This window comes from Streptococcus sp. HMSC065H07 (genome assembly GCF_001837325.1).
Taxonomy (GTDB): domain Bacteria; phylum Bacillota; class Bacilli; order Lactobacillales; family Streptococcaceae; genus Streptococcus; species Streptococcus salivarius_H.
Genome location: NZ_KV832026.1, coordinates 14780 through 28388 on the forward strand (window position 1 = coordinate 14780; position 13609 = coordinate 28388).

At 38.1% G+C, this 13609-nt stretch carries 17 protein-coding genes; 16 read left to right on the forward strand and 1 reads right to left on the reverse strand.

All coding sequences use genetic code 11. The features are described 5' to 3' along the window. The first annotated feature begins 80 nt into the window (after window positions 1-80). The 10 genes from HMPREF2637_RS03215 (at window position 81) to HMPREF2637_RS11485 (ending at window position 6816) form a co-directional block, all read left to right on the forward strand. The gene (locus tag HMPREF2637_RS03215; RefSeq protein WP_002891088.1) at window positions 81-413 is read left to right on the forward strand and encodes a zinc ribbon domain-containing protein YjdM; all 333 of its coding nucleotides are present in this window, start codon (window positions 81-83) and stop codon (window positions 411-413) included. A gap of 199 nt (window positions 414-612) precedes the next feature. After that, a complete protein-coding gene (locus tag HMPREF2637_RS03220; RefSeq protein ID WP_014634576.1) occupies window positions 613-1254 on the forward strand; it encodes an amino acid ABC transporter permease in 642 nt (213 codons plus the stop codon). An 8-nt stretch (window positions 1255-1262) separates the two neighbouring features. After that, entirely contained in the window at window positions 1263-1892 is a 630-nt protein-coding gene (locus HMPREF2637_RS03225) for an amino acid ABC transporter ATP-binding protein (RefSeq protein WP_064524318.1), read from the forward strand. A gap of 12 nt (window positions 1893-1904) precedes the next feature. After that, window positions 1905-2756: an amino acid ABC transporter substrate-binding protein gene (locus tag HMPREF2637_RS03230; RefSeq protein WP_064524320.1), complete on the forward strand. Its 852-nt coding sequence runs from the start codon at window positions 1905-1907 to the stop codon at window positions 2754-2756. Between the two features lie 112 nt (window positions 2757-2868). Then, window positions 2869-4284 (forward strand): Y-family DNA polymerase, encoded by a 1416-nt coding sequence (locus tag HMPREF2637_RS03235; protein WP_064524322.1) that lies wholly within the window; start codon window positions 2869-2871, stop codon window positions 4282-4284. Continuing rightward, window positions 4281-4658, forward strand: coding sequence for a hypothetical protein (locus HMPREF2637_RS03240; protein WP_064524324.1), 378 nt, complete (start codon window positions 4281-4283; stop codon window positions 4656-4658). Before HMPREF2637_RS03235 ends, HMPREF2637_RS03240 begins: the two co-directional genes overlap by 4 nt. After that, window positions 4636-4917, forward strand: a complete 282-nt coding sequence (locus HMPREF2637_RS03245) for a DUF5960 family protein (RefSeq protein WP_064524325.1) — start codon at window positions 4636-4638, stop codon at window positions 4915-4917. The genes HMPREF2637_RS03240 and HMPREF2637_RS03245 overlap by 23 nt, the downstream gene beginning before the upstream one ends. Window positions 4918-5077: 160 nt before the next feature. Then, a complete protein-coding gene (gene adhP / locus HMPREF2637_RS03250; RefSeq protein WP_064524327.1) occupies window positions 5078-6097 on the forward strand; it encodes an alcohol dehydrogenase AdhP in 1020 nt (339 codons plus the stop codon). Window positions 6098-6232: 135 nt separating this feature from the next. Then, the gene (locus HMPREF2637_RS11480; protein ID WP_256315761.1) at window positions 6233-6472 is read left to right on the forward strand and encodes a hypothetical protein; all 240 of its coding nucleotides are present in this window, start codon (window positions 6233-6235) and stop codon (window positions 6470-6472) included. Continuing rightward, window positions 6466-6816 carry a GNAT family N-acetyltransferase gene (locus tag HMPREF2637_RS11485; RefSeq protein ID WP_256315763.1) on the forward strand — a complete coding sequence of 117 codons (351 nt, stop codon included), beginning with the start codon at window positions 6466-6468 and terminating at the stop codon, window positions 6814-6816. Before HMPREF2637_RS11480 ends, HMPREF2637_RS11485 begins: the two co-directional genes overlap by 7 nt. A gap of 289 nt (window positions 6817-7105) precedes the next feature. Here HMPREF2637_RS11485 and guaA read toward each other — a convergent pair whose 3' ends face one another. Beyond that, entirely contained in the window at window positions 7106-8668 is a 1563-nt protein-coding gene (gene guaA / locus HMPREF2637_RS03260; protein ID WP_037599997.1) for a glutamine-hydrolyzing GMP synthase, read from the reverse strand. Between the two features lie 168 nt (window positions 8669-8836). Between guaA and HMPREF2637_RS03265 the strand changes: the two genes are divergently transcribed. The 6 genes from HMPREF2637_RS03265 to HMPREF2637_RS03290 all read left to right on the forward strand — a co-directional run bounded on the left by HMPREF2637_RS03265 (window position 8837) and on the right by HMPREF2637_RS03290 (window position 13490). Beyond that, a complete protein-coding gene (locus HMPREF2637_RS03265; protein ID WP_037599995.1) occupies window positions 8837-9535 on the forward strand; it encodes a GntR family transcriptional regulator in 699 nt (232 codons plus the stop codon). A 65-nt stretch (window positions 9536-9600) separates the two neighbouring features. Further along, window positions 9601-9933, forward strand: a complete 333-nt coding sequence (locus HMPREF2637_RS03270; RefSeq protein WP_002883908.1) for a putative DNA-binding protein — start codon at window positions 9601-9603, stop codon at window positions 9931-9933. A gap of 32 nt (window positions 9934-9965) precedes the next feature. Beyond that, window positions 9966-11528: a signal recognition particle protein gene (ffh, locus tag HMPREF2637_RS03275; protein ID WP_064524332.1), complete on the forward strand. Its 1563-nt coding sequence runs from the start codon at window positions 9966-9968 to the stop codon at window positions 11526-11528. A 111-nt stretch (window positions 11529-11639) separates the two neighbouring features. Further along, the gene (locus tag HMPREF2637_RS03280; protein ID WP_064524334.1) at window positions 11640-12167 is read left to right on the forward strand and encodes an ECF transporter S component; all 528 of its coding nucleotides are present in this window, start codon (window positions 11640-11642) and stop codon (window positions 12165-12167) included. Window positions 12168-12190: 23 nt separating this feature from the next. Further along, entirely contained in the window at window positions 12191-12706 is a 516-nt protein-coding gene (locus HMPREF2637_RS03285; RefSeq protein WP_064524336.1) for a transcription repressor NadR, read from the forward strand. Window positions 12707-12800: 94 nt separating this feature from the next. Continuing rightward, entirely contained in the window at window positions 12801-13490 is a 690-nt protein-coding gene (locus tag HMPREF2637_RS03290) for an XRE family transcriptional regulator (protein ID WP_064524338.1), read from the forward strand. Window positions 13491-13609: the final 119 nt, after the last annotated feature.

A 13609-nucleotide genomic window follows, 5' to 3' on the forward strand; every position in this document is an offset into this window, starting at 1 on the left:
TGTTTTTCTTGTTTTCACCCTTGCTTAATTAAGTAATCTAAAGTAGAATAGTATTTATATCACAATTTTAGGAGAGAATTATGTCATTACCAAATTGTCCAAAATGTAACTCAGAGTATGTTTATGAAGATGGAATCTTGCTAGTATGTCCAGAATGTGCCTATGAGTGGGATCCAAACGAAGTTGCAGAAGAAGAAGGACTTGTGGTTCTTGATAGTAATGGAACACGTCTTGCTGACGGCGATACTGTTACAGTTATCAAAGATTTGAAAGTTAAGGGTGCTCCGAAAGATATCAAGCAAGGAACACGTGTTAAAAATATTCGCTTGGTTGAAGGTGACCACAACATTGATTGTAAGATTGATGGTTTTGGTGCCATGAAACTTAAATCAGAATTTGTTAAGAAAATCTAAAATAAGCTTTAGTGATGCTAGACTTAGGTATGGTTTGTTTCTCAGGACAGACTATTTAAGTCTCCTAGGAGTGTGATTATGAACTCATTTTGAAATTGGGTCTAGTCGCACTCCTTTTTACTATTTCCAAAATCTTATATCATTTTTTTTAAAAATTTGGTATAATATTCAGTAATACTAAATAATTATAGGAGTTTATATGTCATACGTTTTGGAAGTATTACCAGCCCTTTTGAACGGTGCGGTAGTCACACTTCAAGTATTTTTCATTGTTATCGTACTGTCGATTCCATTAGGGATTGTACTTGCTTTCTTAATGCAGATTAAATTCAAACCTTTAAATTGGTTATTAACCCTTTACGTTTGGATTATGCGTGGAACGCCCCTCCTTTTGCAATTGATCTTCGTTTATTACGTTCTTCCAAGCGTTGGGATTGTCTTTGATCGTCTACCAGCTGCTATTCTTGCTTTTACACTTAATTATGCAGCTTATTTCGCAGAGATTTTCCGTGGAGGAATCTTGGCTATTCCGAAAGGACAATACGAAGCAGCAAAAATGCTTAAACTTAGTCCTTTCCAAACCATCCGCTACATTATCCTTCCTCAGGTGGTCAAGATTGTCTTGCCAAGTATCTTTAACGAGATTATTAACTTGGTTAAGGATTCATCATTGGTTTATGTGCTTGGGGTTGGAGACCTTCTTTTGGAAAGTCGTACCGCTGCGAACCGTGATGCGACCTTAGCACCGATGTTTGTGGCCGGAGCTATCTATCTTATCCTTGTGGGTGTTGTGACTGTAGCTTCGAAAAACATCGAAAAGAAATTCAACTATTATAAATAGGAGACCTTATGTTAGAATTAAAAAATATTTCCAAGCAATTTGGTCAACACAAAATTTTTGATAAGTATAATCTGACAGTAGAAGAAGGAAAAATCTTGGCTATTGTCGGACCATCTGGTGGTGGTAAAACAACTCTTTTGCGTATGTTAGCAGGACTTGAAACTATTGATTCGGGGCAAATTATTTATGAAAATGAAGAGATTCCCTTGGATCAGATGGAAAGTCGTAACTTGCTAGGCTTTGTCTTCCAGGATTTTCAACTGTTTCCGCATTTGACTGTCTTAGATAACCTGACCCTTTCGCCAATTAAGACGATGGGAATGTCTAAGGAAGATGCCCAGAAAAAAGCCCAAACTCTACTTGACCGTTTAGGGCTTGGAGCACATGGAAATGCTTATCCGTTTTCTCTTTCTGGGGGACAAAAACAACGTGTTGCATTTGCGCGTGCCATGATGATTGATCCGAAAATCGTCGGCTATGATGAACCAACTTCAGCTCTTGACCCTGAGTTGCGTCAAGAAGTAGAGAAATTGATTTTGCAGAATCGTGAGACTGGGATTACGCAAATTGTTATTACTCACGATATGCAGTTTGCACAGCACATCGCTGATGAGATTGTCACTATCAATCCAAAATAGTGAGGATTTTCTATGAAAAAAATAGTGAAAACAGTTTTGCTAGCCTGTCTTGTCGTTTTGCCTTTGTTTGCGCTATCAGCTTGCAGCTCGCGCTCACATTTTGCAACTCAGAAAGATCAGTGGCAAACCTATACCAAAGAGAAGAAAATCAAAATTGGTTTTGATGCAACCTTTGTTCCTATGGGATATGAGGAAAAGGATGGTAGCTATGTTGGTTTTGATATTGATCTTGCAACTGCAGTCTTTAAATTGTATGGTATCGATGTCGAATGGCAGGCTATTGACTGGGATATGAAAGAAACAGAACTGAAGAATGGGACAATTGACCTCATTTGGAATGGTTACTCGGTCACGGATGAGCGTAAGCAGTCTGCGAACTTCACGGAACCTTATATGGTCAATGAACAAGTACTAGTAACCAAAAAGTCTTCGGGAATTGATTCTGTTGCTGGAATGTCAGGTAAGACCTTAGGTGCCCAAGCAGGGTCTTCCGGTTATGATGCTTTCAATGCTTCTCCGAAGATTTTGAAGGATATCGTTGCCAACCAAAAAGCAGTCCAATATTCGACCTTTACTCAAGCCTTGATTGACCTTGATAGTGGACGTATTGACGGTCTATTGATTGACCGTGTGTATGCTAATTACTACTTAGAAAAATCAGGGGTTCTGGATCAGTATAATGTTATGCCTGCTGGTTATGAAGGTGAAAGCTTTGCTGTAGGTGCTCGTAAAGCAGATAAGACACTGATCAAAAAAATCAATCAAGGATTTAGAACCCTTTATAAAAAAGGAGAATTCCAAAAGATTTCTAACAAGTGGTTTGGCGAAGATGTTGCCACAGACCAAGTTAAAGGGAAAAAATAGAAGGATAACAACATTCTAGAGGGGATGTTGTTATTTTTTGTGAAAAACACTTGAAATATAAGAAGTTATAATTTATACTAATGTTAGCTTATAAACTAACGAAAGGGCGAGCATGGGATATTTTGATTATTCAAGGGAACCGCAAAGTGATATTGCTTTTGTAGATATGAAATCTTTCTATGCAAGTGTGGAGTGTGTTGAGCGTGGACTGCACCCCCTTAAGACTTCTCTATGTGTGATGAGTAGGGCTGAAAATGCGAATGGTTTGATACTAGCCTCTTCCCCTATATTTAAGCAAGTTTTTGGCAAGTCAAATGTTAGTCGTTCTTATGACTTACCTTTTGATATTCATTCTCGTAAGTTTCATTATTATAATGCCAAAAAGCAGGGACTTCCAACGGATAGAGATTTTGTAGATTACATCGAATCTTGGGCCAAGGTTACCTTTATCGTTCCTCCTAGAATGGATCTTTATATAAAAAAGAATATCCAGATTCAACACATTTTCCAGAATTATGCCAGTGTTGAAGATATTCTTCCCTATTCCATTGATGAGGGTTTCATTGATCTCACGTCGTCACTGAATTACTTTATTCCCGATAGGACTGTTACTAGAAAAGATAAGTTAGATATGATTTCAGGGCGTATTCAAAGAGATATTTGGAGGGAGACAGGTATTTACTCGACAGTTGGAATGTCTAACAGCAATCCCTTATTGGCTAAGTTAGCTCTTGATAATGAGGCTAAACATACGGCTACTATGAGAGCCAACTGGTCCTATGAAGATGTCGAGACTAAGGTTTGGAATATTCCCCATATGACTGATTTCTGGGGGATTGGTAAGCGGATGGAGAAGCGGCTAAACAAGTTGGGAATTTGCTCCATTAGAGAACTTGCTAATAGCAATCCTGATATTCTTAAAAAGGAGTTAGGTATTGTAGGTTTAGACCTCTTTTTTCATGCTAACGGTATTGATGAGAGTAATGTTCATAAACCTTATAAACCAAAGTCACATGGCTTAGGAAATTCTCAAATCTTACCACGAGACTATGAGCGTCAAGCTGATATTGAATTGATTCTAAGAGAGATGGCGGAACAGGTAGCCATTAGGTTAAGACGAGCTCATAAGAAAGCTTGTCAAGTTTCCATTAGCATTGGATTTTCAAAGTTAGAGGGCAAGCGTTCGCTACAAGCACAGATGAAGATTGAACCTGCTAATAACACAAGGATATTAATAGGACATGTCATTGCACTCTTTAGGAAGAAATATCAAGGAGGGGCTGTTCGAAGTGTGAGTGTCTCTTATGCAAATTTTGTAGATGAAGGGCTTCAAATTCTTTCTTTATTTGATAATCCAGATGACATTGATAAAGAAGAAAGGCTTCAAGCAGCTATAGATAGTATTAGACAGGAATTTGGCTTTACGACCATTCAAAAAGCAACTTCTTTACAGGAGGCATCTAGGAGTCTTGCTCGAAGTAAGCTTATTGGTGGACACTCGGCTGGGGGATTAGATGGCTTAAAATGATAGACCGTAGTTACCTTCCCTTTCAATCAGCTAGGGAACATAAAGATAGGGGAATGATGAAGTGGATGGGCTTTTTCTTGTCAGAACACACAAGTTCCCTACATGAAGATAAGACTAAAGAAAATCTTACGAGTCATTTGGATGATTTAGAGAAGTTTACTTTATTAAACCAGCTTTATTCAGGTCAATTATTGGGAAATTTCCAGATAAAGGATCAAGGTAGGCGCTGTAGATGTAGTGGCTATGTGGTTGACTTGGATTTTAATCAAGTTATTATAAAATCTTGCAAGCGACATAAATGTATTCTAACAAAGGATATATTAGAAATTAGTTTAGGGGTTGAAAACATAGATGAGGAAGAGAAAAATTTATGATGATAAACTTCAAATTGACTATTTTTCTGATAGCTATTTAAAGTTTGAAGAAGACTTTTATCGCTATTCTGCCATGGATATTCCCTTAACCTTTTTGACGGATGATATTATAAGGGAGATGGCCATCAGTCAAAAGAATTATTTTCTACTCAATAAAGAGAATGCTAGAGATGGACGCAATCATTATTTTCATTTTGAAGTCAGCCTACTGGACTCCAAGACACTCGTGAGACAGTATAGGTATCTTGGAAATGATTGAAGCATAGCTATATCAACATCAAAAATAGGACTTATCGAATTTGTATAGAGAATTTTCAAGAAGTTTTCGCAAGTTAAGAAAGTCTTTATGTAAGCGTTGACGTTGTTTGTGTAAGTGCTATAATGAAGGTGTTAAAAGTTATCATATGGAGGTAATTAAGATGAGAGCAGTTGTTGTTAATCAAGCAAGCACAGGTGTTGAAGTTGTTGATCATGAAAAACCAGCAGTAGTAGGTCATGGCCAAGCTTTGGTTAAAGTTGAGTACTGTGGCGTTTGTCATACTGACCTTCACGTAGCTCATGGAGACTTTGGTCAAGTACCAGGTCGTATACTGGGCCACGAAGGTATTGGTATTGTCGAAGAAGTTGGCGAAGGGGTTGAAACACTTAAAAAAGGTGACCGCGTATCAATCGCTTGGTTCTTCGAAGGATGTGGTTATTGTGAATACTGTACAACTGGTCGTGAAACACTCTGTCGTTCTGTAAAAAATGCTGGTTATAGTGTTGATGGTGGTATGAGTGACTATGCTTTGGTTACCGCTGACTACGCTGTGAAAGTTCCAGAAGGACTTAATCCTGCTCAAGCTTCATCTATTACCTGTGCGGGAGTTACAACATATAAAGCTATTAAAGAAGCTAAAGTTGAACCTGGTCAATGGGTAGCTATTTATGGCGCTGGAGGACTAGGTAACTTGGCTATTCAATATGCTAAGAAAGTTTTCAATGCACGAGTAGTGGCTGTTGATATCAACCAAGATAAACTTGATTTGGCTAAAGAATCTGGTGCTGATTTAGTGGTGAACGGTAAAGAAGTTGAAGATATAGCAGGCTATATCCAAGAAAAAACTGGTGGTACACACAGTGCTGTTGTAACCGCTGTTTCTAAGGTTGCTTTCAATCAGGCTATCGATAGTGTACGTGCTGGTGGAACAGTCGTTGCGGTTGGTCTCCCATCTGAATATATGGAGCTCTCAATTGTCAAAACAGTTCTAGATGGTATCCGTGTTGTTGGATCTCTTGTAGGTACACGTAAAGACTTAGAAGAAGCCTTTGACTTCGGTGCACAAGGCTTGGTAGTACCGGTTGTTGAAACTGTTCCTGTTGATACAGCAGTAGAAGTCTTTGATCAAATGGAAAAAGGTGAAATTCAAGGACGTAAAGTATTGGATTTCACTAAGTAAGCAAACATCTATCTATGCTATCCTGACTATGTGAAGAGTCGAGTGGTGTAGATATGAAAAGTAGTAAAAAAGTTATATAATGATTTCGTAAATAAAGAGTTAAAGAATATTATCATTTATAACAAGGAGTATGAAATGGATTCTACCAACTTGGACTCGGAACTATTCATAGAGTTTAAATCACGTGGGAAACGATGCCAACTTTTTTATATATCCGATAGCCATAGTGAAGGGTTATATGAGACTGTTTCTACTGAACGAGAACGCCTTGCTATATGGCTTCCTTGGGTGGATGAAATGAAAAGTGTTGAAAATGAAAAAGCGTTTATAAAGTATGCACGTGAAAAATGGAGCGCAATGAGTTATTTATGTTAACAATTTGCGTCAATCAGAAACCAATAGGGATGATAGATATACATAATATTTATTTACAAAAACATCAAGCCGAAATTGGATATTGGATATCAGAAAGATATGAAAATCAAGGTTTTGTAAAGCAGGGATTAAAAGAATTAATAACAATCATTCCATCCAAATTTAAAATTGATAAGCTTTTGATTTATATAGATGTTGATAATGTTAAAAGTAAGTTTATACCAATCAGTTTAGGTTTTAAAAAAGAAAGCGAAATTTCCCAATTCGAGTTCTATAATGGATCCTATCATGATTTTGAAATTTATGGACTAAATATCAATGAAAGAAATATAGCAAATGATTAAAGTGAATTTTTTTACAAATAAATAATAATCAGAGAGTTTTGATTTTACCCCATTATCTAGGTATGATGTAAGAGTTAGTACTGAACAGCAGAAAAGGAAAAATTTTTCTGACCCCATATCATTGCTTATTGCTCTATGTTTGTAATTAAGATATAAAAAATCCCCACCAGAATTTCTTTCTGGTGGGGTATTTGGTGGGGAACCAAATATAAGTAATTAGATTTTAGCGTTTTAAAACAATTAAAAATGCTGTTAAATCAATCAAGTCACTTTAAATTAGGTTTATATTTTATTCCCACTCTACTGTTGCAGGTGGTTTACTTGTAATATCGTAGACGATGCGGTTAACGTGGTCAACTTCGTTAACGATTCGAACAGAAATCTTTTGAAGAACTTCCCATGGAAGTTTCGCAAAGTCAGCTGTCATACCGTCGATTGAAGTGATAGCACGGATAGCGATAGTGTAGTCGTAAGTACGGCCATCACCCATAACACCGACAGAACGAACGCCTGTGTTAACAGTGAAGTATTGCCATACATCACGATCAAGACCAGCTTTGGCAATTTCTTCACGAAGGATAGCATCAGACTCACGAACGGTTTCAAGTTTCTCTTCAGTGATTTCACCCATAACACGGATGGCAAGTCCTGGTCCTGGGAAAGGTTGACGCCAAACGACTTCATCAGGCATTCCCATTTCAGTACCAAGGGCACGAACTTCATCTTTAAAGAGGGTATTAAGTGGTTCAATCAATTCAAATTGCATGTCTTCTGGAAGACCACCAACGTTGTGGTGAGATTTGATTGTTTGAGCTGTCTCAGTACCTGATTCAATAATATCAGTATAGAGCGTTCCTTGAGCTAGGAAGTCTACACCTTTAAGTTTGCTTGCTTCGTCATCAAAGACGTAAACAAACTCGTTACCAATGATTTTACGTTTTTTCTCAGGATCATCAACACCAGCCAAGAGGTCTAGGAAGCGTTTAGAAGCATCAACACGGATAATGTTAAGGCCAAATTTACCTCCAAGCATCTCCATAACTTGGTCACCTTCACCTTTACGGAGAAGACCGTGGTCAACGAAGATACATGTCAATTGATCACCAATAGCTTTTTGCAAAAGGACACCAACAACAGATGAGTCAACCCCACCTGAGAGTCCAAGAAGGACTTTACGGTCACCAACTGTTTCACGGATTTGTGCAATTTGCATATCTACGAAGTTAGCCATTGACCAGTCACCTTTGGCACCACAGATACCAAAAGCGAAGTTTTTCAAAATGTCATTACCATATACAGAGTGACGAACTTCTGGGTGGAATTGGATACCATAGAAGTTTTTCTCGGTATCTTCCATCGCGGCGAATGGGCAATCTACTGAGTCACCAACAAGATGGAAACCTTCTGGAATTTCTGTAACTGCATCACCGTGGCTCATCAGAACAACTTGTTCTTCAGGAGTTCCTGCAAAGAGTTCTGATTGGGTACGAAGGCGAAGTGTTGATTGGCCATACTCACGGTTACCTGCTTCACCAGCTGGAACAACTTTACCACCGAGTTTGTGGGTCAAAAGTTGCATTCCGTAACAGATACCAAGAATTGGGATACCAAGCTCGAAAATCTCTTCGTCAATACCAAATGCATCTTCGGCATAAACAGAGTTAGGACCACCAGAAAGTACGATACCGATAGGATTGATGGCACGGACTTCATCAGCGGTAATTTTATGGCTCTTCAATTCAGAGAAAACACCAAATTCACGAATACGACGTGCAATCAGCTGATTGTATTGGCTACCATAGTCTAGAACAATGATTTTCTGCACATCATTCAAAGTAGAAATGTCAGTCATTATTACCCTTTCTTTTTACGTCACACATGGACTCTTTCTTATGCAATCATTGTATCACAAATTTATGGACTTAGCACCTAGATTTATACGAGAAACTGTAAGTATCATACTCATCTTTACAATTCTGTTACTTTTTTTGTAAAATAGGGGTACAGAAGGGGGTATTAGATGTTACCAGCGTATATTCGCATACATGATAAGATTAAGGAAGATGTTGATGATGGTACTTGGAAAATCGGGCAACGTCTCCCTAGCGAGCGAGATCTTTGCGAGACTTTTGATGTGAGTCGTATGACTGTTCGTCAGGCCATAACACTTTTAGTGGATGAGGGGATTTTAGAACGCAAACCAGGCAGTGGAACTTTTGTGGCTAGCAGTCGAGTTAAGGAAAAGATGCGTGGAACTACGAGTTTTACTGAGATTGTCAAATCCCAAGGCAAGAAACCATCTAGTGAGCTTATTTCTTATCAACGTGTACATCCAAATGAGTTTGAAATCAAGAATTTAGGTGTTTTACCGCAGTCCTATGTCATTCGTATGGAACGTGTTCGTTTTGCAGACGATCTACCAGTTGCCTATGAGATTGCCAGTATCCCTGAGAAAATTATCCGAGGTTTTAAGGAATCAGAAATTACCGAACACTTCTTCAAGACCTTAACCGATAATGGCTATGAAATAGGGAAAAGTCAGCAGACCATATCAGCAAGTTTGGCCAATAGTAGTTTGGCCAAGCACCTCAAGGTTAAGACTGGCGATGCTCTCTTGAGTCTGACACAAATTTCCTTCCTCCAAGACGGGCAGGCTTTCGAATATGTACGAAGTTACTATGTTGGCGACCGTTTTGAATTTTATTTGGAGAACAATTAACAGTCACGGCTTTTTTCTGCACAAGAATGGTGCTAACACCATGATTTTATGGTAAAATGGAGCTTATGGAAATTGAAAAAACCAATCGCATGAATGCCTTGTTTGAGTTCTATGCAGCCTTGTTAACAGATAAGCAGATGAACTATATTGAGCTATATTATGCAGATGATTATAGTTTGGCAGAAATTGCCGAGGAATTTGGTGTGAGTCGTCAGGCTGTATATGATAACATCAAGCGTACTGAGAAGATTTTAGAAGCTTACGAGATGAAACTACATATGTATTCAGATTACATTGTTCGTAGCCAAATATTTGATGATATCATGGAAAAATACCCAGACGATAGCTATCTTCAGGAACAAATTGCTGTGCTCAGCAGTATCGATAATAGAGATTAGACCCAAGCAGAAAGTAAGAGAGGAAATGATATATGGCTTTTGAAAGCTTAACGGAACGCTTGCAAGGCGTTTTCAAAAATTTAAGACGTAAAGGAAAACTTTCAGAGAAAGAAGTTCAAGAAGTCACTAAAGAGATTCGTCTGGCACTTCTTGAAGCAGACGTAGCCCTACCAGTTGTTAAGACATTTATCAAGCGTGTACGTGAACGTGCTGTAGGTCACGAAATCATTGATACTCTTGATGCTTCGCAACAAATCATCAAGATTGTTAATGAAGAATTGACAGAGATTCTTGGGTCTGAAACATCTGAAATTGAGAAATCTTCAAAGATTCCAACAATCATTATGATGGTTGGTCTTCAAGGGGCTGGTAAAACGACCTTTGCTGGTAAATTGGCTAATAAGCTGATTAAGGAACAAGAAGCTCGTCCAATGATGATTGCGGCGGATATCTATCGTCCAGCAGCCATTGACCAGTTGAAGACTTTGGGACAACAAATCAATGTTCCTGTTTTTGATATGGGTACAGAGACACAGGCGGTTGAGATTGTCAAAAATGGTTTGGAACAAGCGCGTGCCAATAAAAATGATTATGTCTTGATTGATACGGCTGGTCGTTTGCAGATTGACGAGACTCTCATGCAAGAGTTGCATGATATTAAGGATTTTGCTCATCCAAACGAAATTCTCTTGGTTGTAGATAGCATGATTGGTCAGGAAGCTGCTAACGTTGCCAAGGAGTTCAATGAACAACTAGATATCACAGGTGTCGTTCTTACTAAAATTGACGGTGACACACGTGGTGGTGCGGCTCTTTCTATTCGTGAGATTACTGGTAAGCCAATTAAATTCACAGGTACTGGTGAGAAAATCACAGATATTGAGACTTTCCACCCAGACCGTATGTCAAGCCGTATCTTAGGTATGGGTGACCTTCTTACCCTTATTGAAAAAGCTTCTCAAGAGTACGACGAGAAAAAATCTCTTGAGTTGGCTGAAAAGATGCGTGAAAATACCTTTGACTTCAATGACTTCATCGACCAATTAGACCAAGTGCAAAATATGGGTCCTATGGAGGATTTGCTTAAGATGTTGCCAGGTATGGCTAACAATCCAGCCTTGGCTAATGTTAAAGTAGACGAGAAACAGATTGCACGTAAGCGTGCCATTGTATCATCAATGACACCAGAAGAGCGTGAAAATCCAGATCTTTTGACACCAAGTCGTCGTCGCCGTATTGCAAATGGTTCAGGGAATACCTTTATTGAAGTAAACAAGTTTATTAAAGACTTCAACCAAGCCAAACAAATGATGCAAGGTGTTATGTCTGGTGACATGGAACAAATGATGCGTCAAATGGGACTTAACCCAAATAATCTGCCAAAAAACATGCCAAATATGCCTGATATGGGTAATATGGACATGTCTGCTCTTGAGGGTATGATGGGTGGCGCAGGTATGCCAGACCTTGGTAATATGGATCTAAGCCAAATGCTTGGTGGTGGTCTTAAAGGTAAGGTCGGTTCCTTTGCCATGAAACATGCGATGAAGCGTCAAGCTAACAAGATGAAAAAAGCTAAGAAAAAACGTAAATAAGAAACTTAGAACGCTAGGGCACTTTGCTCTAGTGTTTTTTTCTGAAAATTATTGACTTATATAACTATACACTGTAATATACTAATGTATATACAGTAAAAGGAGTAAATAATGAAACCTAAAAAGAGAATTCAAGAAATGACCTTTGCAGCTTTATTAACTGCAATTGCTATCCTTATCCCAAGTATTATGCCAATTAAATTAATCATTCCACCGGCTTCGTATACTTTGGGGAGTCACGTTCCAATATTTCTAGCTATGTTTATATCACCCTGGGTAGCAGCTTTTGTTATCCTAGCGTCTAGTTTAGGATTCTTTATGGCAGGCTATCCGATTGTGGTTGTTTTTAGAGCCTTTTCTCATATTATATTTGGTTTTTTAGGCGCACTCTATTTGAAAAAGTTCCCTCAAACAATAGAAAAACGTAAATCGTCTTTAATTTTTAACTTTGTTTTAGGGGTTATTCATGCTGTAGGTGAAGTTATTGCTTGTGTGATTTTTTATTCAGTAACGGGAGAGGATTTCCAAAAACTATTTTATGTTTTGTTTGTTTTAGTTGGATTTGGTACTATTGTCCATAGTATGATAGACTATGTTATAGCGTTAACGATTTTCAAAAGTATTCGAAAAATTCGATAGTTGTAAGAGGAGTTGTTTAGTCTATGACTTTAAATCGCAAGCAAGAATTATTGGCTCTGTTAAAGCAGTCTAAAGAAGCGATTAATGGGCAGAGTTTGGCGGAACAGTTTGGTGTTACTCGTCAAATCATTGTCCAAGATATTGCCCTACTGCGAGCAGATGGTGCCCAGATTATTTCAACTAACAGGGGTTATATTTATAAGAATAGTGATGATAATTCTTATGCGCATCGACTGTTTAAAGTGAATCATACGGTGAATGAAATGGAAGAAGAGCTTCTAGCGATTGTCGATAATGGGGGACGTATTAAAAATATCATGATTGATCATCCAGTCTATGGTGAAATTCAAACCTTGTTGAAATTGACTTGTCGTCGAGATGTTAGACATTTTTTAAAACAAGCAACATCAAGCGATTTTCGTCCATTATCTGAATTAACCAACGGTGTTCACTTTCACCTTGTTGAAGCTGATAGTCAACAGGATTTAGATTACATCGAAGAGGCACTCCATCATTTAGGATTTTTAGTCAAGGAATAAATCGTAAGAAAGATTTAAAAGTAGTTGGTTTCACTTGAACTTAACTGCTTTTTTTGATAAACTTATGTTAGTTTATTAACTTACGGAGGTAGCTATGTTTTCAGGACAACGACTTAAGGAAATTCGAGAAGCACAAGGAATGAGTCAGGCAGCAGTGGCTAAGCATCTAGGAATTTCTCGCTCCTCTTATTTTAACTGGGAAAATGGTAAGACGAAGCCAAATCAAAAGAATCTATCGGTATTGGCTGAACTTTTTGGTGTAGCTGAGACATATTTTCTTTCTGAGCATGAGATTGTAGAAGTCTACTTGGAATTAAATGAGGAAAATCGCCAAGAAGCTTTGCGACTCACTAAGGCTCTCCTAGAAGAGCAAGAAGCAGAAAAGCAAAAAGCACCTGTTGTTCCGCTTTACTCTTACAAAGTTTTCGAGCGTTTATCAGCCGGAACTGGTTACACTTACTTTGGTGATGGCAATTATGATGAAGTTTTCTATGATGAAGAATTGGATCATGATTTTGCATCATGGGTATTTGGAGACTCTATGGAACCTACCTACCTAAATGGTGAAGTAGTGCTAATCAAACAAACAGGTTTTGATTATGATGGAGCTGTTTATGCTGTAGACTGGGATGGTCAAACCTATATCAAAAAAGTTTATCGCGAGGAAGATGGGCTACGTTTAGTTTCTCTCAATAAACGTTATGGTGATAAGTTCGCACCCTATGACGAAGATCCTCGAATTATTGGTAAAATTGTCGGTAACTTTATGCCTGTTGAGGCTTAGTCAACTTTTATCGATTGGGCATCTTAAACTAAATCTGATATAATATAAGTAAAGTAAAGCCAAGTCTTTGGCTTTTTTTAAAGAGTTTAAATCATATTTTACTAAGAAAATAAAGAGGA